We start from the raw sequence: 25,441 nt of genomic DNA, 5'->3' as shown, positions 1-25,441 counted from the left end.
GAGGCCGCCGCCGCGGAGGCGGCCCGCCCGAAGGCGGTGCTGCCCGTCGCCGGCGCGCGCCTCACCAGCGGCTACGGGAGCCGGTGGGGGACCTTCCACTACGGGATCGACCTGGCCGCGCCCATGCGCACACCGGAGTACGCGGCCGCCGACGGGGTCGTGCTGCGGGCGGGCTCGGCCTCCGGTTTCGGGCTGGCCGTCTACATCCTGCACGGCAACGGCGACGTCACCGTCTACGGCCACATGGACAAGATCCTGGTCACGCCGGGGCAGTACGTGGACGCCGGCGAGACCATCGCGCTGCTGGGCAACCGCGGCCAGTCGACCGGACCGCACCTGCACTTCGAGGTGCACAAGGGCGGGCTCGACGGGAAGCGGGTCAACCCGGTCACCTGGCTGCGCGAGCGCGGCGTCACCATCTAGCCCGAGGCCTCCGGTCGCCTGCTGGAATGCAGCGGTGAGCCGCGCGGTCGAGGAGTCCAACCGTCGTCTCCTGCGGGCGCGCGACGCGATGGACCGGCGCTACGCCGAGCCGCTCGACGTCCCGACGCTCGCCCGCATCGCGCACGTCTCCGAGGCGCACTTCATCCGCACGTTCCGGGCCACGTTCGGGGAGACGCCCAACCGGTACTTGCAGCGGCGCCGGGTGGAGCGGGCGATGTTCCTCCTGCGGTCGACCGACCGGTCGGTGACCGACATCTGCATGGACGTCGGGTTCTCCAGCCTCGGCACGTTCAGCCGGGTGTTCCGCGACGTCGTGGGGGAGCCGCCCAGCGAGTACCGGCGGCGCGGACCGCTGCCGCCGGTGCCGTCGTGCTTCGCGATGGCCTGGCTGCGACCGAGCAGTTTCGGAGAAGCGCGCGGGGGGTGACGCTCCCTAGCGTCCTGCGCATGCTGACCACCATCGGAATCACCCAGATCTACGTCCTCGACCAGGACCAGGCGCTCGACTTCTACGTGGGCAAGCTGGGCCTGGAGGTGCACACCGACGCCGACCTCGGCTTCATGCGGTGGCTGACCGTCAACGTCCCCGGCGCGCCGGACCGGGAGATCCTGCTCGAGCGGCCCGGCCCGCCGGCGCTCAGCGAGGAGACCGCGGCCGAGGTGCGCGCCCTGCTCACGAAGGGCGCCTCCGGCGGGACGCTGTTCTTCCGCTGCGACGACGCCTACAAGACGCACGCCGAGCTCAAGGGGAAGGGCGTGGAGCTGCCCGAGGAGCCCGAGGACCGCGGCTACGGGATCGACTTCGGGCTGCGCGATCCGTTCGGCAACAACGTCCGCATCGCGTCCATGAAGCAGGGCTGACCGTCGTCCCGCCGGTGACCGCGCCGTCGTCCGGTGCAGCCACCCCTTGCGCGGTGCCAGACGTCCTGCCCTGTACAGTTGCCCCCGGCTCGGATGCACCAGACCGGGCCGGTTCGGGGCTGTGGCGCAGCTGGTAGCGCACCACACTGGCAGTGTGGGGGTCAGGGGTTCGAGTCCCCTCAGCTCCACCCCGATGACCAGGCCGTTCCCCTTCTGGGGAGCGGCCTGAGTCGTCTCTGGTTGCAGTTGTGGTTGCAGTTTGCCCACCCTTACCTGGCAGCAGCAGGGCGCTCATCCGGTCGGCGGCTTCGCGGGCCAGTGCCGGCATGACGTGGCTGTAGATGTCCATGGTCGTGCGCATCTGGCTGTGGCCGAGCAGCTCCATGACCACCCTCGGGTGGACGTTCTCGCCCAGCAGCAGGGTGGCAGCGGTGTGCCGGCCGTCGTGCAGCCGGACGTGCCGGACGCCGGCCTTCTGCAGCAGCCGCGTCCAGTCGTCGTAGTCGGTCTTCTTGTCGATCGGCCGGCCGTTGGGCTGGGCGAAGATCAGGTCCTCGTCGTGCCACTCGGAGCCGGCCAGCATCCGCTCGCCGAGCTGGGCGGCCTTGTGCCGGTGCAGCTCGGCGACGAGAGGCATCGGCAGTGCGAGCGTGCGCTGGCTGCGGCGGGTCTTGGGCTCCTCGTAGATCAGCCCGCCGCCCCGGACGCGGTGGATGCTCCGCCGCACGGTGAGAGTGCCTGCGAGCGGGTCGATGTCCTTCCACTGCAGCGCCAGGGCTTCGGACTGTCGGAGGCCGAGGGCGAGAGCGACGGTCCAGCGGGCGGAGTTGCGGACGTGCGCGGCGGCTCCCAGGACGGCGCGCGCCTCGCCGAGGTCGAGGGCGGTGGCGATGTCGCTCGGGCGCTGTGCGGGCGGGTCGACGAGGGCGGCGACGTTGCGGGGCACGTGTCCGCGCTGGACGGCGACGGTGAGCGCCCGGGACAGAATCCGGTGGTGGCGCAGCACGGTGGCGGGGGAGTAGCCGGCGTCGAGGAGCGCGGTGTAGAGCTGGTCGAGGTGCTCGGGGCGCAGCCGGTCCATCCGGTGGCGGCCGATGCCGGGAATCAGGTGCCGGCGGACGGCGGACTCATAGCTCTCCAGGGTCCGCTGCCGCACCCGGCGCGGGGCGATGGTGGTGAGCCAGTGCTCCAGCCAGTCAGCGACGGTCGGGGTGGAGACGGCGTTGATGGTGCCGGCGTCGCGCTTGCGCTCCAGGTCGCGGACCTTCGCGACGACCACGGCGCGGGTCTTGCCGGTGACGTGCCGGCGGTCGGGTTTGCCGGTGAGGGTGAAGCCGACGGAGACGTAACCATGCCAGCGCCCGTCGGCGTCCTGGTAGATCGTCGACTCACCGTTCGCCGAGCGCCCTGCCATGGTTTGTCCCCGTCGTCGTCGGTGCCGAGCAGTTTTCAGCAACCCACTGACGGGCGGCCACTGCTCGGGGTGGACAGCGTCGGCTGGTCCACAGGGGTGGGCCGGCGCGGCCCAGAGCCTTCCGGGACGGCCGGTGGGGGAGCGTCCAGCCGGTTGACGTAGCGCTCGAGCTCGGCGCGGGAGATCCGGCAGCTGCGGCCGATGTGCACCGGCCGGAGCTGGCCCTCCTTGATCAGGGCGTAGACCGAGGTGCGCCCGACACCGAGGACGTCGGCCGCTTCCGCGGTGGTGAGCAGCAACCGGTCGCTGCCCACGTCAGCTGGTGGTCGGTGGTCGAGTCGCACGCTGTCCTCCCGGTGGGCGGTGACGGTGACCGGCGGGGGCGGGGTCGCACCTCATACGGAGAAGGCGCCTTCCTCGGGCGATTGGTGACGGCTGAACCCGAAGAATCGAACATCGGTGGGCCGCCCGGGACGGTGCTGAACCGCAACGTCTGGTGCCTGGGTCGGGGTGACGTCCAGGTCGTCGACGTCACCCCGGGGCACGCCCGGACGTCACCCCGCGCCTCGGGGTCAGCGCGGATGCGGCGCATTCCGGCTGCGGATGTACATCCGGCGGGTCAGAGCGACGTCGGCGGCCGCGAGGGCGACGAACAGCACGTCCAAGTCGCGGTTGTAGATCCGGCCGGTGTCGAGCTGGACGACGAGCTCGTCGAGCAGGCGGGGCCAATCGTGGCGGGTCAGTGGAAGCGGCACGGGCGTCCTGACTGGTCGTTCGACGAACCGAACTGCCGAGAGCCCCGACGCGGCCGCTCGGGTCTGCTCCCACGCTCGTTGCCGGCACGACGCCGAGCACCACTTCGGCAGGCGCCCCGTCGCCTTGACAGCAATCGGTCCACCACACCACCCGCACACGGAGGCGGCGCGTCGCCGAAGCTGCCCAACAGGCTCGACTGTCCCCGCCGTATCCGCACTCGGGTCGCCGGACGGTGGCGTGTTCGGCCGCCGTGGCTGCTGCCTCGTCGCTCGGCGCACCGATGCATTCCGACGTCTGCCCATGCCGGTCACACTCCGGATCAACGTCCCGGCCGACGTCACCCCGATGCGTCACGACGCAACGGGACTCCTGAATGCATGAGGTGTGTCAGGTCGCGATCTTGTCTCATGTAGGAGGCGCAGGAGGTCCGGCGGATGACATGCCGGCGCCGCTCGTGGAGGGTGGCGGTGCTTAGGGGGCGCGATCAGCGAAGTGCGGTCCTCACAACCGATCAAGGCGACGGTGCGGGTCGGGCGGGATCATCGCTGCGGTGCCTCAGAGCTCAGCAGCCGCACGCCGGACCGTCCGCTCGGACGGCGGATGCATCTGCCCGCGTTGGCTGGGACAGGCGCCAGAGTGATCAGGGCCGTTGGGCAGCGGGTGCCTCCTCGCTCGATGAATAGCTTCGGTGCTTTGTTCGCGCCTTGCTGGGCTCGCTTTTGACCCTTAGCCCATTCGTAGGACGGGCACCTCGGCCTGATTCAGGACCTCGTATAAATCGGCAATCCGATCTGTGGGGCCGCGCTCGTCGCACTGGGTGAAGATTAGCCTCTCGGCGGCACGGGACACGCCCACGAAGAATGTCATCGTTGACTCGACTGTGTCGCGGGCGTGGGCCCACCACTGGTCGCCGTCGAGTCCGATAAAGAAGACCGTGTGATACTCCAAACCCTTACTGCGGTGGATGGTTAGCAGAGGTACCGCGTCGCCGTCCGTAAACGCATCTGCCACATTGTTCCATGCGGGTACCCGTCCCAGAACGTCAGCGAGCCGAATCTTAAATGCCCTAAGCGTTACCGCCAGATCCTCCGGCCGCTCCGCTAGGACGCGCTTGTGTGCGATGTTGTCGTACTTCACAAATGTCGCGAGCTTGTCGACCAGCGCCTCGGTGATGTCGATGACTGACTCGGCGGGCACGTCGTTCAATGGCGTTGCAGCGAACCAGCTGCGCAGCTCAAGCAAGAAATGGGAAAGCGCATCATCGACGCTTGACCCCACTTCGCGATTCCGATCGCGCGGAGCGACGCGGCCCAGTGTGGCGGTGACCGCACGCCACGTCTGCGGCTGGCCGCCACGAACGGCGCCGAGCCGGATTAGCCCGATGAGAAGCTGTGCTAACTCGTCCTTGAGCAGATCTTGAAGTCGTAAATCGCCGATCTGGGCGTCGTCGTTGCGAAGCCTGAGTCCTTGTGCTGCGAGCGCCTGTGCAAGTTGTGGCTCGAGGTCGGTCACCCGCTGGCGCGCAAGCAAGGCATAATCCGCCGGCGCACGCCCGAACTGCTCGATGTCGGCAGCAATCCAAGCCGCCACTGACTCGGCTTCTAGCCTGGCATTCGAGAATGACCAGATCTGAACGGGGCGCTCTCCAACGCGACTGACGACTTGGGACAGCTGCTGCTGGCTGCCGGGGTCGAGCCGTGTCGCAAACCGATGCTGCAGCTCAACCAGTTCCCGTGTCGATCGAAAATTCCAAGTCAGCTCGAAAGATTCCGCTCTGAAGTCGTGCTCGAACTGAGCAAACGCGTCTGTGAGGGCGCCAGCCCAACCCATGATTCGCTGCTTACGGTCGCCGACGACTGTGACGGTAGTCCCATCACGTCCAAAAATCGACCTCAAGAAGGAGTACTGGGCGTAGGTGGTGTCCTGAAACTCGTCAATAAACACGTGCGGATAAGTGGCGACGAGGGCGCGCTGGAGCTGTGGACTTGACCGAATGATTAAATCTGCGAGCCGATTCAATAGCACAAAGTCGACCGCTGGGACATCGTGGATTTGATACTTTTGCAACCACCACTGCTGGACTGCGTAGTCCTCGGCTGTCGTGGGTTCTCGCGGCTCGGCCTCCAGCTCCTTCGACCCCACGAGGTCGGCGACGAAGCTTTCCCGTCGGATATTGTGAAGGTCGGCGCGAAATCTCTGCGGACCCGAAAGTGCAAGGTTGCCGAGGAAGTCGCGCACTTCGGCCTGGCTAGCAAAGCCAATCCGGTAGCTACCGTCCAATGCCCAAGCGGGAGGTAGAAGGCCTTTGAACCGGTCCACAATGGACTTGGTGAAAGCGTCGAACGTCATCGATGTGAAGCGTGCGGCATGGTCCGGCAAACGTGCCCGCACACGTCGTCGAAGGTTGATTGCCGCGTCCCGCTTGAATGAGATGGCGAGAATCTGTCGGGGAGGGCGGCACAAGCCGGTCTCAAGGAGGTAGCTGGCGCGCTGGGCAAGGAACTCGGATTTTCCGGCACCGGGCCCCGCTGTGATCGAGGCGGTGCCGGCGCGCAATGCATCCCAGGCCGCAGGTTCAAGGTCTTCGATGTCTCTCGGCCGCCAGGCCGAGGGGGCGACCCTCATGATGGGGTTACCGCCGCCTCAATGTTGTCCATCAGGCGACCTAGGCGAGGTGGCAGCTTGACGAGGTCGGCGGGGGCGACGTGTGACAGGGCGCGCAGGTGGGTGCTCGGCTTGGAGTGGGTCAGGAACAAGTAGCGGTACCAGCGCAGATGATCGAGTGCCTTGTCCGAATCCCACGTTCCGACATCGGGTCTAACGTCCGGGTCGCCGAGAACCGCATCTCGTGGGTCGCCCTTGGGGCTGGGCCCGAGAAGTCCCTCGTCCAGGTGGTCCGTGTAGGCGGACTTGAACGCGACCAGGAGGGCCATGTCCAGGTCCAACGGCGCAGAGAAGAAGATGTTCCACTTCTCAAGGTGATCGAGCCAGGACTTGATCTGGTCGATGGTCAGGCCGGTGATGTCGGCCGGGGAATCGAAACCCGCAATGTCGTCTGATCCGTTGAAGGGGTCGATGCCGATCTCTCGGAGCCGGTTGCAGGCGTCGCGAATGCGCCCCTCGCCGCCGCCGGCGCGGCCCCAGTCCAGGTCGAGAAGCGTGGCGTGAGGGATGTCAAGCTGATTCAGAAGTCTCCAGAAATGATTGGTGTGTCGGCCTCCCAGCGGGACGACCGCGACGAAAGACTGATCGATGTGCAGGCCCCTAGCCGCCGCGAGTCGGGGAAGCACGAGCTCCTCGGAATCGCCTTCCCCTAGGACAGCGAAGCGCGCAAAGTATAGCTCTGGGTGGGCGCGGACGGCCTCGCGAATGTACTTCCCAGCTTCGGTCGAGTCATCCGGGAGAACGATCTCGCGTACGCGAGTGGTCTTAGTCTCTTGATCGAGACGGAAGTGCCGAACCTGCTCGGGAGAGATTCGGGACATGGCGCTGGCGGAGTGGCTTGAGATGAGTGCTTGTGCGCGCCCAGACGCGGTAACGGCGAGAAGTTGCTGGACGACGCGGGAAAGGAAGAACGGGGCAAGGTTGTTCTCCGGCTCCTCAAGCGCCAACAGGGTCAGTGAGGGGAGGGCGGCGCCAGTAAGGTCGAACTTGTCGTCGTGGTCGCCAGTAGCGATCGCGCGCTCAAGATCTAATGTTGCTGCGGTCAACGCGATATGGAGCAGGGACCGTTGGCCGTCGCTCAACTCCCTAGCGGGCCGCGCGCGTCCAGTAGGCGACGGGTTGAAAAGCAGTTCGGCATGCGTTACGAGAACGCTGACATCGCGGTTGATGGGTTCGAATACGGGGTTGTAGTCGGACGTGAGGTGGTGGAGTTCCTGCCACCTGCCGGCGATCGCCCTTACCACAGTGTCGACGACCGCTTCGCTCCGGAACTTGTCCGAAAGCTCATCGGCCATGCTGCTGACGTGCTCGCCGAACGCAGGAGACCACAAGCTTGCGCGCCATACCCGCCCGCGCAAGAATGCCTCAACGTGCCGGGCGCCATCTCGGGTCGCAGGAACGTACACCATCTGGATGCGATTGCGGTCCGAGGCGTGCAATTCGACCCACTTGTCGCCGTAGTCCTCATCGAACGAGTAGACAACACGGCGGCTTTCGTCGATAGTTCCGTTCACTGGACCCTCGTCCGACCAGGAAGCTTCGAGGACGATGCGAAGCTTGAGCTGTCCGTCCTCGTCAGCGGTCATCTGAGCGAAGAACTCCGGGACGCTGGCTGAAGCGTCAGCACTGTCCTCGGCGAGTTCAGGAAAGCCAAATACCGTCTCAATCTGTAGCGCGCGAGCGGCGGGTGCCTCTGCCTCGTCGTCGGGAACGTGGAAATCCCCGACGCGAACCTGGCGCTGGTCCCCAACGATACTGAAAAGCCGCAATAGCGCCTCGCAAGCTGCGGTCTTCCCAGTGGCGTTGCCGCCGAGCATCGCCGTCAGATGCTGATCGAAACGAATCGTGGTTGGAGTGGGTCCGAAGCAGCGGAAATTCGTCACCGTGAGGCGCTCGAGGAACAACCCTTACCTCCGTGGAACCGTTACCGGAAAGTCCCTTCCGGGCGGAAGGCGACTCTACCGCTTGGTCTGCAGGTCGGCGTCGACGAAGGACCCGACCCGCCGTGGCTGCACGCCCAGCGGACGGCCACCTCCTGTCGGTGGTTTCGGTTACGGTCTGCTTCGCCCGAGAACTGGAAGGGACTAGGCCCGTGTGGGACGATGATGACTCCGATCGCCAAGAGACGCTGGAGTACGTGCTTGGCGCGACGGCCCACCTGCTTGCCCAGATGGGTGACGAGCAGGCGGCTCTGCTCATAGAGGACGTTAAACTACTCAACATCGAGTTCGAGCAGCGTGGGCTGCTGGAGAAGAACGCATGGGTTGAAGATGGCTCCGTTTGGCCTAAGAACTCCAACGTCTACTACTTTGACGTCGAGCCGTATCTAAATCCTCGGTTCACGCCGGAAGTGCTGGAGCGAATCTTTCCGGTGCTGCGGAGCATCGCTCAGCGGGCGTACCTCCCCGTACCCGAGTTCCTCGACACGCGCTTCGCACTGCCCAACATTGACACCGAAACCTGGCGACAGTCGCTACGTCAGCAGTACGGCGGCGAGGACATCACCAACTCGGCGCGCAAAGAAAGGCTAATCCCCCAGTCGCCAGTTGCCGATGGACTGACCTTTACGAACGCCGAGGAGCTGGCAGTCTATGAGGCGCTGGTTCGGTTGCAGGCTGCGACGGTCGAGGATCGGACGTTTTCTATCTCGCCGCTTCCCGGCACCCGTATCCGGGCCGGCAACGTGTGGACGCCGGACTTCCTATTGATGGGGAACGGGCGAGCCATGCTGATCGAGGTAGACGGGCCGCAACACTCTAAAGAGCAGCGCAGAGCCGACGACGACATGCGGGACGCGCAGTGGCGACGTTGCGGAGTGCAGGTACGTCGGGTTCCCGTGGAGTACACCCGAGCAGAGCGCGCCAACGAGCTGGGGGCGTGGCTCAAGGTGGAAGTAAAAGACGGCCTCGGGTTCGGTCGCTGAGACCTTGAGTCTCCTTCCCGCGGGACGGACGGCGGTGGTGCCGCTTGTAGGGGGCGAGCCACTGCCTGTGCTGAGGTTCCAGGTGACCCGGAAATGCAAGTCTCTAGGCGTCAAGGGCGATGGCTTGTTACCCAGCACCTCGTGGGCCGCCTGCAGGGACAGCAGAAGGACGCGCAGGGTCCCGCTCCGACCACCGCCCACTCCGCATCTCGTAGGGCTTCCCCCATGGCAGCCCTGACCACGACCGCGGCCGGGCGCTACGGTCGGCCTGTGTGGGCGGAAGCGAGACATAGGACCGGCTCGTCAGGCGGGGTCATGGACGCGTACTGGCGCTTCGCGGCGGCCCGGCACGACCTGTACCTGCGCCGGGTCGCGGCGCTGCCGCCGGTCCCGTGCCCCGACCCGGTCTTGTCGCGGTACCGGTTCACGAACGCCTTCCGCGTCTGCGACCGGGTTAGCCAGTACTTGGTGAGGGAGGTCCAGTACGCGCACGATCAGTCGGCGGAGGAGGTCGTCTTCCGGACCGTCCTATTTAAGCTGTTCAACAAGATCGACACGTGGGAACTGCTCTGCGACGGGCTGGGCGTGCCGTCGGTCAGGTCGTTCGATCCGGCGGCAGCGTCTGCGCTGCTAAGCGAGGAGCAGCGGCAGGGACGTGCGGTCTACTCGGCTGCGTACATCGTCCCGCCCGTATCGCTCTACCCAACGCCTAAGCACCGCGGCCATCTCGAGCTCGTTGCTCTAATGCTGGACAACGGGCTCGCTGAGAAGGCCCGAGGCGCGGATGGGCTCCGGGGGCTGTACCGGCTGCTGAAGAGCTTCCCCGGGATGGGGCCGTTCCTGGCGTTTCAGCTCGCGATTGACCTGAACTACAGCTCGGCGGTCGATTTCGACGAGGCGGAGTGCGTCGTCGCAGGGCCCGGGGCGCTGGACGGCATCAGCAAGTGCTCGCCGGAGACCCACCCGCGTGACGCGGAGCGATTCATCGTGGACGTCTGCGCGCGACAGGAGGACGAGTTCGCGAGGCTCGGGCTGGAATTCCCGGGCCTGTTTGGCCGGCGGCTCCAACCGATTGACTGCCAGAACCTGTTTTGCGAGATCAGCAAGTACAGCCGGGTGGCCTTCCCGGATGTCGCGGGGGTCGCTGGCCGGACTCGCATCAAGCAGAGGTATTCGGCGGCCGGGCCATTGCCAGCGCCGTTCTTTCCGCCGAAGTGGGGCTTGGACGTGCCTGCCGCCGTCCGAGGGGGCGCGGCTGCGGCGCCTGTCCGGCGGCCCACGCGCCGGGCCGCCGAGCTAGCGCTCTTCTAGTCGTTGCGGTAGTCCAGCGTGCCCGTGTCCTGGTCCGCCACGACGACGCCGCCGCGGTGCTCGCGGAGCAGCGCGAACACGCGGTAGCCCTCGAGCAGGGCCCGCTGCCAGTCGCCGGCGGAACGGTCGGAGACCTCGAGCGAGGCGGTGAGGCTGCGGCACAGCTTGAGCACGTCGCCGGGGACTCGGTCGGCTGTCCTGAAGTGCGAGTGGTGCCGGGCCTGGGCGAAGACGACGGCGGTAAGGCCCTCTTCCACGGCGATGGCGCGGGCGCCGTCCTCCGTCCGGTCGTGGCGGGTGCCGCGGCGCTTGCGCTTGGGCCGGAGCGTCGCCCGCAGTACGGGCGACCAGCCCAGGACCGCCATGTGGGCGAGGTGAAACACGTCGTGGAAGCGGTAGTCGTCCTCGTGGGCGCTGTTGTCGTCGATCGGGTCGCCGAGGGCTTCTCCGTGGTCGTCGAGGACGTGCACGATGACGGTCGGCACGTTCTCGCCGTGCCGCCGGGCGGTCGTCTCGGCGAACCGGACCGCGAGCCGCCGCGGGAGCCGTTCCTCCTGGGGCCGGTCGGCGTCGTAGCCGGGGTGCAGGACCGGGTCGGCGCGCCCGAACGCGTGCTCGGCCTTAGCGAGGTTCTCGGCGGCGAGCCGGGACAGCGACAGGCCGGCGCGGTCGGCGAGTACTGCGAGGTACCAGAGCGCGTCGCCGAGCTCCTCCCGCAGCTGGTCCTCGAAACCGCGGTAGCCCTGCTCGTCGCGTCGGCGCTTCTTGAGCTCAGAGGCAATCCCTCCGATTTCGCCGACGAGGCCGAGCAGCGGCAGGACGTAGGTGTCCTCGTCCGCGCCGGGCAGGACGTCGGTGTGGACGGCCCTAGCCTGATAGTCGTCGAGGGTGAGGCCGGCACCGTCCCGGGGCGCGGTGTCGCCGATCATGCCGGGCCGCCGAGCCGGGCGCGGGACAGGCCGAGGACAGCGAGCGACGCGATCTCGCCGGGACGGTGCGTCGCCGCGAGTGCCCTGCGCTGGTCTTCGTCGAGGCCGTCGCGAGCGGCGCCTCGGGACGCGATCGTCTCTGCCAGCGCGTCGAGGGCCTGCCGGGCGCCATCGTCGTCGGCGCCAACGGGCAGGCCTGGCGGCGCCCACCTGTCCGGGTCGGCCCCGAGCGCGCGGGCGACGCAGAGAGCGGCGCCGCCGAACCCTCCGGCGGCGTAGACGGGCAGGCCGGCGTCGACGGCGAGAGCGGCCTCTTCGACGACGCCGGGGCCCCTGCCCTTGTACCCGGTGAGCCGACCTCCGACGACTACGCGCGCGGCGGTGATCGCGGTCATGTGCCGTCGCAGTCCGGTGAGGGCGGATGGCGGGTCGGGCGGCGGGCGGCCGGCCGGGCGGTCGCCGGGCCGCACGGGCTGGCCGTCGGCGTTGACGAGGACGAGCCTGGCGTCCGCGCCGAGGCGCCGGTCGACGTCGTCCACGGCCTCGTCAGTGAGGCCGTGGTGAGCGTCGGCGGAGAGGCACACGAGCAAGGCCCCACGGCCGTGGGCGTAGGACCGGACCTCGTCCAGTAGCAGCGTGGTGAAGCCGTCGGGGCGCAGGTCGCCGCCGTAGACGATCGTCCCGCCTGCGAGCAGGACGGCCCGGGCGAGCTCGACGACGGCGAGGCGGCAGTGCGAGGATCGCAGACCCAGCCGGGCGAGGTCGGCGCTCTCGGAGACGGAGATCCCGACGTTCGCGCCGACGAGGGCGTCGCGCGGGACGAGGACGGGTTCGGTCACGGCTTAAGCCTTCCGCCGCGGGACGCGAAGGTTCTGGGCGTCACGATGTCGACATTGTGGTCGAACCCCGCGAGGCCGCACAGCTCGAGGAGGACGTCGCGTTCCTTCGGCCCGAGCGGTGGGTCCGGATGGATGATCCAGACGTGCCGGTCGTCGGCGTCGTTGTTGCGGTGCTTTCGTAGCCACGGGCTGGCGGTGACGGGCTCGGGCGCGTGGGCCGGGAGCCAGTCGAAGCCGTGCTCGGCCAAGTACACGGTCTGTGCCTGCCACAGGGCCCGCTTCAGGGCCTCGTCGACGAGCCGGTTCAGGGCCGCGGAGATCGCCGGGGCCGGGTCGTCGATGCGGCACGCGACGGCAGGAAGGTGGTCCATCAGGAACGATCCGCGGTCCTCGCCTTCCCGCATGGCGTGCAGCGTGACAGCGGGCATGCCGCCGATCTTGGCCTGGAGGACCTCGCGCTGAGTCCACTCCCGACCGGCGTACCGGTCGGTCCTGACGATGAGCAGCGCACTCGTCGACGCCTTGTCGTCCAGGACCGACGCCCAGTCGTCGGCGGTCTGCAGGTCCCGGGCATCGAAGAAGTCGGCCAGACGCGTCCGGGCGATGACCTGCCGGACCTCCTCGTACAGGCGCGGGCCGTCCTCGTCGTCCTCCGCAAGCGACCGGTGCTTGGTGTGGCTCACGAAGACCGTGATCCGTTCAGCCGGAGCGCCGTCGGGCGTCGCGACGCGCTGGGCGATGGCCTGGGCGAGCTCGCGGCACAGCGCCGCCGGGTCGTCCCGGTCGATTCGGGGCAGCGACTGGGGGGCTGACAGGGCCCGCATCAGCATGGTGCCCGACATGTCCGGATCGCGGTCCACCACCGTGTAGACGCCGACGCCGTCCTGGCCGTGGGCCTGCGCGATCGCGTCGACGTAGCTTCGCCACGCGGGGTCGTCGTCGTAGGCCCGCGCGAGCCGGGTCGAAACGACGGGCACGACGGCGGTGAACTCGGGAGGCCGGAGGCCGTACGGCAGCGGCTCCATGAACGGCATCGGCCGGGGCGGCCCGCCGGCGCCGTCCCACGGGACGCTGCGGACGTACACCTCGACGGCGCCACCGGCGAGCCCGGCAAACGGCGCGGCGTGGAAGTGGTCGGCGAGCGTCCCGGCGACCCACTCCCCGAGCCCGTCGTCGGGGTGCCAGACGACGAACACCTCGAGGATCGGCGGCAGGAGCACGCGCCGACTGTAGGCCGCGCTGGCCACGTGAACGTCAGACCTGGCCTCTACCGTTGATGCAGGATGGATCGAGGAGGACGGGATGGGCAATCAGCACAACGCGTTCGTCAGCCACCGGCACGAGGACGACGCCCTCGTCGGCCGGCTGAAGGACCTGCTTAAGCGGCACAGCTGCGACGTCCGGGACTCGTCGGTCACCTCCGCCACTCCGAACCAGGCGAAGTCGGAGGACTACATCAAGTCGATCCTGGCCGATCGGATCCGCTGGGCCGGGAAGATCGTCGTCATCGTCTCCCCGCAGACCAAGGACCACGAGTGGGTCGACTGGGAGATCGAGTACACCCAGAAGTTCCCCGACAAGCGGATCATCGGGGTCTGGGCGCCCGACGCCGACCGCTGCGACCTTCCGGAGGCTCTCGAACGGCACGCTGACGCCGTCGTCGAATGGGACGCCGACGCGGTCGTCGCAGCGCTCGACGGCGAGGACAACTGGCACGGCCCGGACGGCGCGCCCGTCCCGCCGCGCGCCGTCAACCGGATCGGCTGCTGACACATGGTGCGGCTCTACAGCTATGTCGTCCGGTACGACATCGGCTTTGCCCCCAACCCGTTCCACGGCTGGTGCACTCTCGCGACGTGCAAGCAGGACATCCGCCGCAAGGCCGCCGTCGGGGACTGGATCGTCGGGACCGGCTCGAAGGGCCACGGGGCAGAGGGCCGGCTCGTCTATGCGATGCGCGTCGACGAGATTCTCACCTTCGACGCGTACTGGGACGATCCGCGGTTCGCCCGCAAGCGCCCCGACCGGCACGGCAGCGTCAAACGGGTCTACGGCGACAACATCTACCACCGCGATTCGTCCGGCCAGTGGGTCCAAGAGGACTCGCGGCACAGCCTCTCTGACGGCAGCCCGAATCAGGGGCACATCGGCAAGGACACCGGTACGAACGCGGTGCTCGCATCTCAGCACTACACCTACTGGGGCACCCGCGGGCCCAACATTCCGCAGCGCCTTCGAGGCGGCGAACTCGATCTCGTCCACGCCGCGCAATCGCACCGCTGCCGCTTCCCCGACGACATGCGCGACGACGCCATTGCCTGGCTGACGTCGCTTGCGCCCGGCGTTCATGCCGACCCGCCCGACTGGTGAAATCGCGATAGGCGAGTGCCTACGGCTTTGACGCCTATGGCCGCCTTGGCTGAATTAACGTGGCGGTGTGTCGTCGAGCGATGGCTGCGGCCGCACATCGGCATGTGGGCTCGTCCCGTTGCGAGCCGCAGTGTTGGCCAGAAGACCAGGCTCTGCTCGGTGCGGCAGGTCGTCGCTGAGTCTTCGCCGGTGCAGGTTGGAAGAGCCGAGCAAGGTGAGGGTCCGGTGACCTGACCGGCCGCTGCGCGTCCGGCATGCCCCTGCCAGGGCCGCGCCGGTCATCGCGGTGGGAGTTCACGGCAGGGCCTCCGGTAATGACACCGGGGGTGAGTTGCCTCGGCGAGACCCGATCAAGGGCCTCGCATCGCGGGTACGCCGTTGCTGGACGCAGGATCGACGCACGTGCGCATCGCCGCAGGACGCAAAAGTACGCGCCCACGGGCAGCTGGACGGGGGGACGGGCGAAGCGCGGCTGGGGGAGCGGAGGCGGGCGTAGCTCCGGCCGATTCTGGTTGCAGTTCTGGTTGCAGTTGGCCCAGATCGATCTTGGTCCGCCCTCGTTCGCGGTCGTTCGGCGACGTGGTGAACCCCCTGCTCACCGGGCCTTTTCGCACTTTGGCAGACGTCGGCGAACGCCGTCAGGTCGGCCTGGCAGTGTGGGGGTCAGGGGTTCGAGTCCCCTCAGCTCCACCCCGTCGAGCAGACCGTCCTCCCCCTCGGGGAGGGCAGTCTGACTCGTTTCCGGCCCTCGCGCGGGTCGCCGCCGTGGCCGGTGGCTACCACGCGTTGCGTCCATCTACGAGTACCGTCGGTGACCATGCGCCGATCGGTTCTTCCCGCCATGGCACTCGCCCTGGGCGTGGCCGTCAGCGGGTGCGGCGGCGGGTCCGACCGGGATGCCGCGGTGCCGACGCCGACCCCGCTCGCGGGTAGCACCGCGGGGCAGGAGCCGCCCGCCACCGACACCCCGGCGGAACCGGTCAACGAGCGGGGGAACGTCGTCCGGCAGCTCGGCGAGGCGGTCGTCGTCCACCCGGCCGACGATCCCGCCGCCCAGCCGGACCTGGCGTTCACCGTCCTGGAGATCACCGTCGACCCGGAGTGCGACCGCACGGACGACCCGCCGGTCAACGGCCACTTCGTGGCGATCCGCATGGAGGTCGCAGCGTCGCCCGACCACGACCCCCGGGTGCTCACCTCCTTCACGGAGGAGGACTTCAGCATCCTCGGCCCGGACGGGGCGGTGGTCGAGGTCGAGGACAGCAACGGGGACCTGTGCATGGAGCCGGAGGTGACGGTCTCCAACATGCGCTTCCCGCCGGGGATCGAGTACTCGGGCTGGATCGTCCTGGACGTGCCGGTCACCGCGGGCGCGCTCGTCTATGCGGCCGGGGGGCCGCAGCCGGACTCGGAGTGGCAGTTCTGACCGCTGCTGCCTGATCGGGGGGCTCCCCGACGGAGCGACCCCACCCCTCCTGGCACCATGCGCGGCGAGCCGGTTTCCCTGCCCATCCACTCGCGGAGGACCCCCCATGCCCACGCTGGACCGCTCCGGCGACGTCTTCGTGCTCGACCTCGGCGACTCGGAGAACCGCTTCCACCCCGACTGGCTGGCCTCGGTGCACGCCGCCCTCGACGAGGTCGAGCGGGCGGAGGGGCCCCGCGCCCTGGTCACCGCCGCCACCGGGAAGTTCTTCTCCAACGGCCTGGACCTGGACTGGCTCGGCGCCCACGGGGACCAGCACGCCGAGTACGTGGCCACCGTCCACCAGCTCTTCGCCCGGGTGCTTGCCCTCCCGGTGGTCACCGTCGCCGCGATCCAGGGGCACGCCTTCGCCGCCGGCGCGATGCTGACCCTGGCCCACGACGTCCGCGTCATGCGCGCCGACCGCGGCTTCTGGTGCCTTCCGGAGGTGGACATCCAGATCCCGTTCACCTTCGGGATGTCGGCCCTGATCCAGGCTCGGCTGGCGCCGCAGACCGCCCACGTCGCGATGACGACGGGGCGCCGCTACGGCGGGGCCGAGGCCGTCGCCGACGGGATCGTCGACCAGGCGGTGGCCGAGGACGCCGTCCGCTCCTCGGCGCTGGAGATCGCGACCGGCCTCGCGGGCAAGGCCGGCGACACGCTCGGCACGATCAAGGCGCGCATGTACGGGCCCGCTCTCGACGTGCTGCGGTCGGACGCTCCCGGCTGAGGCGCGCGGGACGATGTCTCGTCCGCCCGACATGCCGTGGCAACGCTGCGGCCACCTGGGTCGGCGAGGCTGTCGTCATGCGAGAGCACTGTGACGGCGGACGCCGGATCGCCCTGATCGCCCACGACAACATGAAGCGGGACATGCGCGAGTGGGCGGCGTACAACCGGCATCGCCTCGTCGAGCACCAGCTCTTCGCCACGGCCACGACCGGCCGGATCCTGATCGACGAGCTCGGGCTCGACGTGACCTGCTTCCGGAGCGGGCCCTACGGCGGCGACCAGCAGATCGGCGCCCGCATCGCCGAGGGGGAGATCGACCTGCTGGTGTTCTTCTGGGATCCGCTGCAGCCGCACCCGCACGACCCCGACGTGAAGGCGCTCCTGCGGGTAGCGGTCGTCTGCAACATCCCGGTGGCCTGCAACCGGGCGACCGCCGACTTCGTGATCTCCTCGCCGCTGATGGGGCGCCCGCACCCGGCGGCTCCAGGGCCGGTCGAGCCCGACGCATCTCTCAGGGCCGCCGGCCCGCACGGGGTGCGCGTCGCCTGACGGGGTCGGGCGTCGTCCCTCGCGGCGTGGTGGAGTGGGGCGTGCCGACGCCCCCGACGGAGGACCGCTCCGTCCTCACCCGCCCCGCACCCGGCCCCGACCTGGAGCTGCGGTACGGCGGTTCTGCCGAGCACGTGGTCGACGTCCGCTTCGGCGCGGCCGGCGCGCAGGACCGGCCGCTCGTGGTCGTCGTCCACGGCGGGTTCTGGCGGCCGGCCTACGACCGCGTGCACGTGCGGCCCCTGACCGACGCCCTGGCCGCGGCGGGATGGACGACGGCGGCGGTCGAGTACCGCCGGGTCCCCGGTCGGCCCGACGACACCGTGGACGACGTCGTCGCGGCGCTCGGGTTCCTGGCCGGTGCCGCCGAGCGCGCCGGCCGCTCCGACGGACGCATCGTCATGGTGGGGCACTCGGCCGGGGGGCACCTCGTGCTGCAGGCCGGCGCCGACCCCCGGGCGCCGGCGCTGGCCGGGGTGGTCGCCCTGGCACCCGTCGCGGACCTCGCGCTGGCTGAGGAGCTGGAGCTCGACGGGGACGCCGTCCGCGCTTTCCTGGGCGGGCCCGCTGCGGCCCGGCCCGACCTGGACCCGGTCCGTCAACCCGCGCCGGCGGCCCCGGTGACGATCGTGCACGGCACGGCGGACGAGATCGTCCCGCCTGCCCTCGCCCGGTCCTACGTGGCGGCGCACCCCGCCGCAGCACTGGTGGAGGTCGAGGGCGGGCACTTCGTCGTCATCGACCCGCGCAGCGCCGCCTGGCCCGAGCTCCTCGCCGCGCTCTCCGCCTGCTGACCGTGTCGCCGCGCACCGTGCGCGGTCCTACGGTCGGTCCATGCAGGTCGACGGCTCCTTCCCACCCACCACCGTCGTCGTCATGGGGGTGTCCGGCTCGGGGAAGACGACCGTCGCCGTGCAGCTGGCCGAACGGCTGAACTGGGAGTTCGCCGAGGGCGACGATTTCCACCCCCGCGCCAACGTGGAGAAGATGGCCGCGGGGCACCCCCTCGACGACGACGACCGCTGGCCGTGGCTGCGCACGATCGGCCGCTGGATCGACCAGCGCGAGGCCACCGGCCGCTCGGTCGTCGTCACCTGCTCGGCGCTCAAGCGCAGCTACCGCGACCTGCTGCGCGAGGGCCGGTCGTCGGTCTGGTTCGCCCACGTCACCGCCGATCCGGACGTGATCCGCGACCGGATCGAGCACCGCTCCGGCCACTACATGCCGGCGTCCCTGCTCGACAGCCAGCTCGCCACGCTGGAACCGCTCGGGCCGGACGAGGCCGGGGCGGAGATCTCCGGCGCCGCTCCGCCCGACGAGGTGGTGGACGACCTGATCGCCGCACTCGGGGAGAGGGCCCGTCCCTCGTCCGGGGCGCCGGAGGCGCTGTCCTGAGCCTGCTCGCAGCGGCAGGACGTCAGGCGTTCGGCGGCGTGCCGTCGTCCGTGGCGCCCGGTACGGGACGCCGGTCCGCGGGGGAACCCGGGTGGTCGCCGTCCCGGCTGTACGCCCGGCGCTCCACGCGGAGCGTCTGCTCGCGCACCGTGGAGGCGTGGTCCGCGATCTCGGCGGTCCCACCGGCCAGGCGCTTCCTGACCACCAGCAGCGCGGCGTGGTGGTCGCGGATGGTGCGCAGGAGGTCCTCGAACCCCATCGCGACGACGTAGGTGCGCCGGTCGACGGTGTGGACGACGGTGTCGTGCGCCGTCTCGATCCGTTCGATCATCGAGGGGTCGATCGTGAAGTGCTCACCGTTGCGGCAGGTCACTGCGATCACAGGAGCGGTCCTTCCGCTGGTCGGGGTAGCGGACCCCGGTGGCGCCGGACGAGGCTCCTTTCCCATCGGCGTGCGGGAGGTGGAACTGAAGCCCGGACGGCCGAGATCACCCGGAGGGGACCGTCCGGCGCCGCGGCAGGTCAGAAACCGAAGAGCAGTCCGAGGCCGCCGACGGTGAACAGGACCATGACGACGACCAGCGGCAGCTGGTCCGACGCACGGGCGTGCCGCTCGGAGAGCAGGGCCCGCTCGTGCGCGAGGGTGACGCCCGCGACGTGCCCGGCGACCACCCCGCCCACCTGCACGTAGGCGATCGTGTCGGGGCTGACCGCGGTCAGGTCGACGACGTTGCCGTAGGTGCCGAACAGATCCACGCCGTCGAGGCCGAAGGGGTTGCTGAGCAGGATCCACGTCGTCTGGCCGTCGAGGAGCAGCAGGCTGAAGTAGTGGGCGACCGTGTAGCCCAGCGCGATGGGGATGACCGTCGCGGCGTACCGCCGCGGCTGCACCGCCGGGGACTGGCCGGCCAGCCGGCCGGACAGCCGGGTCCCGACCAGGTACAGCGCGGCGACGAGGGCGATCGACCCGACCAGCCCGAGGGTGCCGGAGAACGAGTCGTTCGCCTCGCCCGGACCGCTCTGCCACCACACCGTGCGGGAGAGCCCGTCGAAGGCCGTGGACCCCAGCAGCACGACGACGACGGCCGCCAGGCCCGGGGTCTCGGGCGTGGCGGTGGCGTTGGTGAGCGGGTCGCGCAGCACCACCCGCCCGTCACCGCGACGGCCCCACGGCGACAGCCGGGCGATCAGCGTGGAGTAGACCTCGAAGCCGTCGCCCCGGGCGAACCAGCCCGCACCGAACCAGAGCGCCAGGGCGGTCTGCACCAGCGCGTAGCCCATCAGGAAGACGGCGACCGTCCCGGGCTCGGCGCGGCCGGGGTAGACGAGCTCGAACCACAGGAAGACCAGCAGGGACACCGCCGCGGGCCAGAGCCCCAGCGCGGGCAGCCGGTCGGCGCCCGGCGCGGCCGGGACCAGGCGGGAGAGGAGGCGGTGCACCAGCCGCAGCGGGTTGACCACCCGCCAGACCGGGCCGAGCAGCAGGCTGACCGGGACCAGGCCCACCCAGAAGGTCACGTACAGCGCCCACGGCGCCAGGTTGCGCGCCGTCTCCTGGGGCCCGGCCAGGGCCGCCGCGACCACCAGCACGAGGAGACCGAAGGCGACCGCCTGCAGCACTCCGCGGACGGCGTCGGATTCCACCACGCGCTGCACCGCCTGCGGCACCGGGCGTCCGGAGTCCGGTCCGCCCAGCTTCGGCTTGCGCCAGAACAGCAGCAGCGCCGCGAAGCTGATCAGGATCGCCGCACCCGCCCCGTAGAGGGCCAGGCCGAGCGGGATGGGGAGGTCGGTGCGTGACCCGACCCCGTGGGCGAGCAGGCTCATCCGACCTGCAGCGTCAGCAGCACCGTCCCGGCGTCGTGCAGCTCCAGTTCGAACACCCCGGGGATCGTCGCGTCGAAGGCGATCTCCCCGGGCGTGCCGGCGACGAGATCCGCGGTGAGGTCGTACCCGTGCAGGTGCGCCTCGTCCGGGGCGTCGCTGGTGATCGTGATCGTCACACGGTCCCCGAGCGGAACCGGGACGCGCCCGGTGTCACCGGTGACCTGCCCGCCGGCGACCTGCACCTCGAGCGCCGTCCCGGTGGCCTCCGGGGGAGCCTCCGTGGTCGCGCTGCCCCCCGCGGGATCCTCCGCCGGACTCGACGACGCCGAGCTGGGCCCGGCGTCCGAGGCCTCGGTGCCGGCGCAGCCGGGGAGGACCAGGCCGAGGAGGAGCAGCGGGACGGCGAGAGACCGCCGGCTCATCGGCTCACCGCGTCGGGGGCCGTCGTGCCCTCCGTCTGGGCCGCGCCATCGGCGGGACTGTCCGCCGGCGCGTCCGGATAGGGCTCCAGCGCGCTGGCCCGTCGGGCGTAGCGCCCGACGCCCCACGAGATGGTGGCGATCAGCGCGAGCGTGCATGCGAGGACGACGAGGTTGGAGATCGTCCACAGGCTGCCGTCGGCCTCCTTCAGCTCCCGCTGCAGGATGTCGATCTCCGGGATGGCCGCGCGGGTCATCCCGTCCTCGGCCGGGATCTCCTCCTCGCCGATGGCTTCGTCGGCCGGGAGGTAGATCGGGACGGCGGTGAGGACCCGTCCGTCGTGCACGCGCAACAGCGTCTTCCACGTGCCGTGCAGCGGGACGGGTTCGGTCGTGCGGTACGCGCCCTCGCCGGTCCGTTCCAGTGCGGTGACGACCAGGCCGTCGCCCTGCCACGCGGTGATCTGGACCCAGGCGGGGTCGTCGACGAAGTCGGCCGGGTCCAGCTGGACGGTGATGTTCGCCGTGCGGGGGTCCTCCTGGACGTCCTCGATCCCGAAGGTCGCCTCGAGGTCGTCGGGGACGGTGGCGATGAGACCGTTGGCGACGGCGGCGGCCAGGACCACCAGCGAGCCGACGACGACGGTCCGCGCGACCGCCGGGCGGGGGAGCCGCCGGCGCAGGCCGGAGGCGAGCAGGGCCCCGAGCAGGCCGCCCACGACGCCGCCGACGATCGCCATGAGCGTGCCCTCGACGAGGATGTCGCGGTTCCAGGACAGCGTCTGGGTGAACTGGGTCCAGCCCCACTCGGTGGCATGACCGACGGTGCCGATCAGCGCACCGGCGGCCGCGCCGAAGACCAGTGGCTTGCGGGCGAGCGCGACGGACAGGGCGAGCAGTTCCACCACGATCGCCGAGCCCAGGTAGAGCGGGAAGGTCGGCAGGATCTCGCCGAACCCGGGGCCGACGATGAGCGCGATGCCCCCGCGGATCACGAGGAAGAACGCGACCGCGGCCAGCGCGCCACCCCGGCCCATGAACAGCCGGGCGGCGACCAGTGCGATGCCGGCGGCCCCGGCGATCATCAGCGGCTCGAGCACCAGCCGGAACTGGGGGACGTCGAAGTCGTACTCGCCCTGGAACACCGACATGCCCAGGAGCAGCCCGCCCATCGCGGAGGCCTGCCGGATGAAGCGCGCCGTCTGGCCGACCTTGCGGTCGCCGTCGTCGGTGGACAGGCCGCCGTGGCCCTCCTGCTCGAGGAGCAGCAGACCGATGATGGACAGGCCGGCGCCGCCGATGAGCATGAGGTGGGTCGGACCCCACAGGGTGACGTCCTGGCCGAACATGCGGTGCCAGACGTCGTCCAGGGGGAAGCCGAGCAGGGCGTAGAAGCCCGCTGCCGTGAGGATGATGCCGCCGACCGGGACGTCCCAGCCCCGCAGGAAGCGGACGGCGGAGGGGCCGGGCTTCTCGTCCAGCGGCATCGAGCAGGCCAGGACGCCGCCGGCGAAGACGCCGAACAGCCCGAAGAGGATGAGGAAGTGCGCCGGGTTGGCCAGCGGCCCCTCGTCCCGGCCGACGCCGATGTGCAGTGCGATGTCCCAGAGCATCCCGAGCAGCGCCACCAGCAGCGAGATCGTGGTCAGGATGGTCGGCAGCGCCACCCAGGCGGGGACGCCGGTGGCCGACCCCAGGCGGTTGCCGACCCGGGTCAGGATCGTCGAACGCCGGGTGCGGTGCACGAAGACCAGTGCGAGCAGCACCGCGGTCAGTCCGACCCCGATCGCGGTGGCCCAGAGCACCTCGCCGATGGCGGCGCCTCCGGCGGGTCGGGTTTCGGCGGCCAGTGGCAGCACGTCCAACGACATGGCTTCCCCTCGAGGCATGGGGCTATGGAACACCCATCACGGTGACATCGACAACTGATACATAGAACGAGCGGCTTACCGTGGGGTCACGACGGGAAGGAGGTGGCGGTGAGCACAGCACAGGTCGATCCGGCCGGCGAGTCGAGCGGGCGCGACCTGACGGTGGACGAACTCGCCGCTCGCGTCGGCGTGACCGTGCGCAACGTGCGCGCCTACTCCGCCCGGGGCCTGCTGCCGCCGCCCCGCATGGTCGGCCGCACCGGCTACTACGGCCGGGAGCACGTCGCCCGGCTGCTGCTGGTGCGGGAGATGCTCGCCGAGGGCTACTCGCTGGCGATGATCGAGCGGACGCTGTCCAGCGCTCCGCCGACCGCGAGCTCCGCGACGCTGGCGCTGCACCGCGCGCTGCTGGCCCCCTGGTTGCCACCCGAGCCGGAGATCACCACCGGCACGGAACTCGCGGCCCGGGCCGGGGTGCCCGAGCAGCCCGAGGTGATCGACCAGCTCGTCGGTCTCGGGCTCGTGGAGCGGCTGGACGACGGGCGGGTACGGGTGCTGGACCCGGCGCTGCTCATGGCCGGCCTCCAGGTGGTCGCGCTGGGTGTGCCGCCTGAAGCGCTGATCACCGCCCAGGCGCAGGTGAACGAGCACGTGCGCGCGCTCGCCCGGACCTACGTGCAGATGTTCGTCGACACGGGCTGGCGCTCGTTCGTGGAGGCGGGGGCTCCCAGGGAGCGGCGCGACGAGATCCTCGCGACGGTCACGCGGCTCCAGCCGGTCGCCGCGCAGGCGGTGCTCGCGGCGTTCCGCACCGAGATGGCCAGGGAGGTGGCCGCGGCGGTGGAGGCCGCGCTCAGTCAGCTCGGGGACGAGTAGGGCCGTCGCCGTCGGGGAGCGCCTCGCGGGCCAGGCCCTCGCGGGTGGCCTCCTCGGCGGCCTCGCGGGCGCTGATCCTGCGGTCGCGGACCACCGCCCCGACGACCAGGGCGACGAGGATCGCGGCGGGCACGAAGAAGCCGAGAGTCCCGATGATGCTCAGGCCGTCCATGGCGAGCAGGTCGTAGCCGGGCATCCTCCAATGTGACACCGCTCGGTGACACGGTGTCAAACCGAAGGGTCAGTCGCTGCCCCGGCCCTCGCGCCAGTACCCCATGAACGCCACGCTGCGGCGGTCGACGCCGACGTCCTGCACGAGGTGCCGCCGGAGGTCCTTCACCACCGCGGCCTCACCGGCGAGCCAGGCGTACACACCCGACGAACGCGCCGGCAGGGACGCCCCGCCCGGCACCTCCCAGAGGATGCCCTGATCGACGTCCACGTCCTCGAGCGTGGGCACCGGGGAGGGCGAGAGGTGGTCGGCGAGCTCCCGTAGGGCGTCCACGACCGCGGCGGTGAGCAGCGAGCCACGAGGCGCAGCGGCCCGCCCCCCGGCCGAGCGCGGGAGCCAGGTGACCTCGACGCCGTCCGGGGTGGCGAGGTCGAGCCGGTCGCCGGCGGTCGGGATCTCGAGCAGGACGCGGGCCCGCCGGCCCGCCGGCAGTGTCTCGACGATGGCGCAGATGGCCGGGACGGCGGTCTCGTCGCCGGCGACGAGCAGGCACGACGCCTCGGCCGGCGGGTGCCACTCGTAGCCGCCGGTCGGACCGTCGAAGCGGGCGTTCGGTCCGATCAGGACGACTTCGTCGCCGGGGGACGCCGACTCCGCCCAGGCCGAGGCCGGGCCGGTGGCGCCGTGCAGGACGAAGTCGACGTCGACCTCGCGCAGCTCGGGGCGGGCAGCCCGCACCGTGTATGTACGGATGGGCATCTGCCGTTCGGGGGGCAGTGCCCGCCAGGCGCCGTACCAGTCGGGACCGGTGGGGAAGCCGGCCAGGCCGCTGCCGGGCAGCGGGAGCACGATCTTGATCCGCTGGTCCGGTCCGTTGGAGCCGAAGGTGTCCAGCTCGGCACCGGTGAAGGTGACCCGCAGGAAGCTGGGGCTCAGCCGCCGGAGCCGTGCGACCTGCACGGGGAAGGCGCGGTAGGCGGGCACCTCGACGGTCTGGACGGTCACGGCGGCTCCCTGGTCGGCAGGTGCGGACGTCTAGTTAGGCTAGCCTCACCTGGGTTTCGGCAGTGTCGCACATCCCGCCGTCGAGACGCACCGAGGGCCCCTCACCCGGATCGGGGGAGGGGCCCTCGGCACGTGCCGGGACGGTCGCTCAGGGCGTCTCGGTCGTGATCTGCGCGGCGAGGTACTGCTGGGCGCCGACGCGCTCGATGGCGGAGAGCTGCGCCTCGAACCAGTCGGCGTGCTTCTCCTCGTCGAGCACCATCTCCTCGAAGACGGAGGCGGTGCCGTGGTCGCCGAGGTCGTGGCACTCCTTGGCCGCGGCGTTGAACTGCGCGACGGCGGCCTTCTCGCTGTCCAGGGCCAGGACGAGCATCTCCTCCGCGGTCTCGCCGACGCGGATCGAGCCCAGGCGCTGCAGGTTGGGGTGGCCGTCGAAGAGCAGTACGCGCTGGATGATCGCGTCCGCGTCGCGCATCTCGTCGATGGAGAGGTCGTAGAAGACCTTCCCCAGCTTCGGGAGTCCCCAGGCGTCCAGCATGCGGGCGTTGAGGAAGTACGTGTTGGTGACGGTGAGCTCGAAGGTCAACGCATCGTTGAGGAGTTCGACCACTCGGGG

27 protein-coding genes, 1 tRNA gene and 1 pseudogene are annotated in these 25,441 nt (G+C 70.1%); 14 read left to right on the top strand and 15 right to left on the bottom strand.

Features of this window, described 5'->3' with window-relative positions:
- The 4 genes from BN344_RS20585 to BN344_RS04585 form a co-directional block, all read left to right on the top strand.
- Positions 1-423 (top strand): M23 family metallopeptidase (locus tag BN344_RS20585; RefSeq protein WP_231486493.1); only part of this gene is annotated, 423 nt, incomplete at its 5' end.
- A gap of 34 nt (positions 424-457) precedes the next feature.
- The gene (locus BN344_RS04595; protein ID WP_040337150.1) at positions 458-871 is read left to right on the top strand and encodes a helix-turn-helix domain-containing protein; all 414 of its coding nucleotides are present in this window, start codon (positions 458-460) and stop codon (positions 869-871) included.
- Between the two features lie 20 nt (positions 872-891).
- Positions 892-1,305, top strand: a complete 414-nt coding sequence (locus tag BN344_RS04590) for a VOC family protein (RefSeq protein ID WP_040337149.1) — start codon at positions 892-894, stop codon at positions 1,303-1,305.
- Between the two features lie 115 nt (positions 1,306-1,420).
- Positions 1,421-1,493 (top strand) — tRNA-Ala (locus tag BN344_RS04585).
- 200 nt (positions 1,494-1,693) lie between these two features.
- On the opposite strand, the pseudogene BN344_RS21155 reads toward BN344_RS04585, so the two are convergent.
- The 5 genes and pseudogenes from BN344_RS21155 to BN344_RS04555 form a co-directional block, all read right to left on the bottom strand.
- Positions 1,694-2,719, bottom strand: a pseudogene (locus BN344_RS21155) (tyrosine-type recombinase/integrase); the annotation flags it as partial.
- Between the two features lie 35 nt (positions 2,720-2,754).
- On the bottom strand, positions 2,755-3,033 hold the full coding sequence (locus tag BN344_RS21150) for a helix-turn-helix domain-containing protein (RefSeq protein ID WP_040337146.1): 279 nt from the start codon (positions 3,031-3,033) through the stop codon (positions 2,755-2,757).
- A 258-nt stretch (positions 3,034-3,291) separates the two neighbouring features.
- Positions 3,292-3,474: a hypothetical protein gene (locus BN344_RS04565; RefSeq protein ID WP_040337145.1), complete on the bottom strand. Its 183-nt coding sequence runs from the start codon at positions 3,472-3,474 to the stop codon at positions 3,292-3,294.
- A gap of 727 nt (positions 3,475-4,201) precedes the next feature.
- Positions 4,202-6,100, bottom strand: coding sequence for a UvrD-helicase domain-containing protein (locus BN344_RS04560; RefSeq protein ID WP_040337144.1), 1,899 nt, complete (start codon positions 6,098-6,100; stop codon positions 4,202-4,204).
- Positions 6,097-8,043, bottom strand: coding sequence for an ATP-dependent nuclease (locus BN344_RS04555; RefSeq protein WP_040337143.1), 1,947 nt, complete (start codon positions 8,041-8,043; stop codon positions 6,097-6,099). Before BN344_RS04555 ends, BN344_RS04560 begins: the two co-directional genes overlap by 4 nt.
- Before the next feature lie 188 nt (positions 8,044-8,231).
- On the opposite strand from BN344_RS04555, the gene BN344_RS18895 reads away from it, so the two are divergent.
- Both BN344_RS18895 and BN344_RS04545 read left to right on the top strand, forming a co-directional pair.
- On the top strand, positions 8,232-9,062 hold the full coding sequence (locus tag BN344_RS18895; RefSeq protein ID WP_051515549.1) for a hypothetical protein: 831 nt from the start codon (positions 8,232-8,234) through the stop codon (positions 9,060-9,062).
- A gap of 315 nt (positions 9,063-9,377) precedes the next feature.
- Positions 9,378-10,373 (top strand): nucleotide kinase domain-containing protein, encoded by a 996-nt coding sequence (locus tag BN344_RS04545; protein ID WP_197022228.1) that lies wholly within the window; start codon positions 9,378-9,380, stop codon positions 10,371-10,373.
- On the opposite strand, the gene BN344_RS04540 is transcribed toward BN344_RS04545, so the two are convergent.
- The 3 genes from BN344_RS04540 to BN344_RS04530 are packed head-to-tail and all read right to left on the bottom strand — an operon-like array spanning position 10,370 to position 13,361.
- A complete protein-coding gene (locus BN344_RS04540; protein WP_051515548.1) occupies positions 10,370-11,302 on the bottom strand; it encodes a nucleoside triphosphate pyrophosphohydrolase family protein in 933 nt (310 codons plus the stop codon). The two genes, BN344_RS04545 and BN344_RS04540, sit on opposite strands and share 4 nt — an antisense overlap.
- Positions 11,299-12,141, bottom strand: coding sequence for a hypothetical protein (locus BN344_RS04535; RefSeq protein WP_040337142.1), 843 nt, complete (start codon positions 12,139-12,141; stop codon positions 11,299-11,301). The genes BN344_RS04540 and BN344_RS04535 overlap by 4 nt, the downstream gene beginning before the upstream one ends.
- Positions 12,138-13,361: a hypothetical protein gene (locus BN344_RS04530; RefSeq protein ID WP_155858746.1), complete on the bottom strand. Its 1,224-nt coding sequence runs from the start codon at positions 13,359-13,361 to the stop codon at positions 12,138-12,140. The genes BN344_RS04535 and BN344_RS04530 overlap by 4 nt, the downstream gene beginning before the upstream one ends.
- Before the next feature lie 82 nt (positions 13,362-13,443).
- Here BN344_RS04530 and BN344_RS04525 point away from each other — a divergent pair, with 82 nt between their 5' ends.
- From BN344_RS04525 to BN344_RS04495, 7 genes are all read left to right on the top strand, one after another.
- The gene (locus tag BN344_RS04525) at positions 13,444-13,911 is read left to right on the top strand and encodes a TIR domain-containing protein (RefSeq protein ID WP_040337140.1); all 468 of its coding nucleotides are present in this window, start codon (positions 13,444-13,446) and stop codon (positions 13,909-13,911) included.
- A gap of 3 nt (positions 13,912-13,914) precedes the next feature.
- Positions 13,915-14,511 carry an Nmad2 family putative nucleotide modification protein gene (locus tag BN344_RS04520; protein WP_051515547.1) on the top strand — a complete coding sequence of 199 codons (597 nt, stop codon included), beginning with the start codon at positions 13,915-13,917 and terminating at the stop codon, positions 14,509-14,511.
- 817 nt (positions 14,512-15,328) lie between these two features.
- Positions 15,329-15,937 carry a hypothetical protein gene (locus BN344_RS04515; protein ID WP_155858745.1) on the top strand — a complete coding sequence of 203 codons (609 nt, stop codon included), beginning with the start codon at positions 15,329-15,331 and terminating at the stop codon, positions 15,935-15,937.
- A gap of 106 nt (positions 15,938-16,043) precedes the next feature.
- Positions 16,044-16,709, top strand: coding sequence for an enoyl-CoA hydratase-related protein (locus BN344_RS04510; RefSeq protein ID WP_040337138.1), 666 nt, complete (start codon positions 16,044-16,046; stop codon positions 16,707-16,709).
- A gap of 77 nt (positions 16,710-16,786) precedes the next feature.
- Positions 16,787-17,260 carry a methylglyoxal synthase gene (locus tag BN344_RS04505; protein WP_081788351.1) on the top strand — a complete coding sequence of 158 codons (474 nt, stop codon included), beginning with the start codon at positions 16,787-16,789 and terminating at the stop codon, positions 17,258-17,260.
- A 41-nt stretch (positions 17,261-17,301) separates the two neighbouring features.
- Positions 17,302-18,054 (top strand): alpha/beta hydrolase, encoded by a 753-nt coding sequence (locus tag BN344_RS04500; protein ID WP_040337137.1) that lies wholly within the window; start codon positions 17,302-17,304, stop codon positions 18,052-18,054.
- 40 nt (positions 18,055-18,094) lie between these two features.
- Positions 18,095-18,655 (top strand): gluconokinase, encoded by a 561-nt coding sequence (locus BN344_RS04495; RefSeq protein WP_040337136.1) that lies wholly within the window; start codon positions 18,095-18,097, stop codon positions 18,653-18,655.
- A 22-nt stretch (positions 18,656-18,677) separates the two neighbouring features.
- Here BN344_RS04495 and BN344_RS04490 read toward each other — a convergent pair whose 3' ends face one another.
- The 4 genes from BN344_RS04490 to BN344_RS04475 form a co-directional block, all read right to left on the bottom strand.
- The gene (locus tag BN344_RS04490) at positions 18,678-19,037 is read right to left on the bottom strand and encodes a flagellar FlbD family protein (protein WP_040337135.1); all 360 of its coding nucleotides are present in this window, start codon (positions 19,035-19,037) and stop codon (positions 18,678-18,680) included.
- A 140-nt stretch (positions 19,038-19,177) separates the two neighbouring features.
- Complete coding sequence (locus tag BN344_RS04485) at positions 19,178-20,482, bottom strand: hypothetical protein (RefSeq protein ID WP_040337134.1); 1,305 nt, start codon at positions 20,480-20,482, stop codon at positions 19,178-19,180.
- Positions 20,479-20,904: a cupredoxin domain-containing protein gene (locus BN344_RS04480; protein WP_040337133.1), complete on the bottom strand. Its 426-nt coding sequence runs from the start codon at positions 20,902-20,904 to the stop codon at positions 20,479-20,481. The genes BN344_RS04485 and BN344_RS04480 overlap by 4 nt, the downstream gene beginning before the upstream one ends.
- Entirely contained in the window at positions 20,901-22,772 is a 1,872-nt protein-coding gene (locus BN344_RS04475) for a hypothetical protein (protein ID WP_051515546.1), read from the bottom strand. The genes BN344_RS04480 and BN344_RS04475 overlap by 4 nt, the downstream gene beginning before the upstream one ends.
- Positions 22,773-22,880: 108 nt before the next feature.
- Here BN344_RS04475 and BN344_RS04470 point away from each other — a divergent pair, with 108 nt between their 5' ends.
- Positions 22,881-23,648 (top strand): MerR family transcriptional regulator, encoded by a 768-nt coding sequence (locus BN344_RS04470; RefSeq protein WP_051515545.1) that lies wholly within the window; start codon positions 22,881-22,883, stop codon positions 23,646-23,648.
- On the opposite strand, the gene BN344_RS04465 is transcribed toward BN344_RS04470, so the two are convergent.
- The 3 genes from BN344_RS04465 to bfr all read right to left on the bottom strand — a co-directional run bounded on the left by BN344_RS04465 (position 23,626) and on the right by bfr (position 25,435).
- On the bottom strand, positions 23,626-23,844 hold the full coding sequence (locus tag BN344_RS04465; RefSeq protein ID WP_040337132.1) for a hypothetical protein: 219 nt from the start codon (positions 23,842-23,844) through the stop codon (positions 23,626-23,628). The genes BN344_RS04470 and BN344_RS04465 overlap by 23 nt on opposite strands.
- 45 nt (positions 23,845-23,889) lie before the next feature.
- On the bottom strand, positions 23,890-24,825 hold the full coding sequence (locus tag BN344_RS04460) for a siderophore-interacting protein (RefSeq protein ID WP_040337131.1): 936 nt from the start codon (positions 24,823-24,825) through the stop codon (positions 23,890-23,892).
- 148 nt (positions 24,826-24,973) lie between these two features.
- Positions 24,974-25,435 (bottom strand): bacterioferritin, encoded by a 462-nt coding sequence (gene bfr, locus BN344_RS04455; protein ID WP_231486491.1) that lies wholly within the window; start codon positions 25,433-25,435, stop codon positions 24,974-24,976.
- Between the last annotated feature and the right edge of the window lie 6 nt (positions 25,436-25,441).

The sequence above is a fragment of the Candidatus Blastococcus massiliensis AP3 genome (assembly GCF_000582785.1).
Lineage (GTDB): Bacteria > Actinomycetota > Actinomycetes > Mycobacteriales > Geodermatophilaceae > Blastococcus > Blastococcus massiliensis.
The sequence above is the reverse complement of the archived record's forward strand: the minus strand, read 5'-3'. Positions and strand labels throughout refer to the sequence as shown.

Bases quoted from the DNA above. Each gene is read 5' to 3' on its own strand.
- BN344_RS04485 (WP_040337134.1), bottom strand. From the start codon at position 20,482: ATGAGCCTGCTCGCCCACGGGGTCGGGTCACGCACCGACCTCCCCATC.
- BN344_RS04515 (WP_155858745.1), top strand. From the start codon at position 15,329: ATGCGCCGATCGGTTCTTCCCGCCATGGCACTCGCCCTGGGCGTGGCC.
- BN344_RS04520 (WP_051515547.1), top strand. From the start codon at position 13,915: ATGGTGCGGCTCTACAGCTATGTCGTCCGGTACGACATCGGCTTTGCC.
- BN344_RS04495 (WP_040337136.1), top strand. From the start codon at position 18,095: ATGCAGGTCGACGGCTCCTTCCCACCCACCACCGTCGTCGTCATGGGG.
- BN344_RS04510 (WP_040337138.1), top strand. From the start codon at position 16,044: ATGCCCACGCTGGACCGCTCCGGCGACGTCTTCGTGCTCGACCTCGGC.
- BN344_RS04475 (WP_051515546.1), bottom strand. From the start codon at position 22,772: ATGTCGTTGGACGTGCTGCCACTGGCCGCCGAAACCCGACCCGCCGGA.
- BN344_RS04505 (WP_081788351.1), top strand. From the start codon at position 16,787: ATGCGAGAGCACTGTGACGGCGGACGCCGGATCGCCCTGATCGCCCAC.
- BN344_RS04465 (WP_040337132.1), bottom strand. From the start codon at position 23,844: ATGCCCGGCTACGACCTGCTCGCCATGGACGGCCTGAGCATCATCGGG.
- BN344_RS04560 (WP_040337144.1), bottom strand. From the start codon at position 6,100: ATGAGGGTCGCCCCCTCGGCCTGGCGGCCGAGAGACATCGAAGACCTT.
- BN344_RS04545 (WP_197022228.1), top strand. From the start codon at position 9,378: ATGGACGCGTACTGGCGCTTCGCGGCGGCCCGGCACGACCTGTACCTG.
- BN344_RS04590 (WP_040337149.1), top strand. From the start codon at position 892: ATGCTGACCACCATCGGAATCACCCAGATCTACGTCCTCGACCAGGAC.
- BN344_RS04540 (WP_051515548.1), bottom strand. From the start codon at position 11,302: ATGATCGGCGACACCGCGCCCCGGGACGGTGCCGGCCTCACCCTCGAC.
- BN344_RS04525 (WP_040337140.1), top strand. From the start codon at position 13,444: ATGGGCAATCAGCACAACGCGTTCGTCAGCCACCGGCACGAGGACGAC.
- BN344_RS04480 (WP_040337133.1), bottom strand. From the start codon at position 20,904: ATGAGCCGGCGGTCTCTCGCCGTCCCGCTGCTCCTCCTCGGCCTGGTC.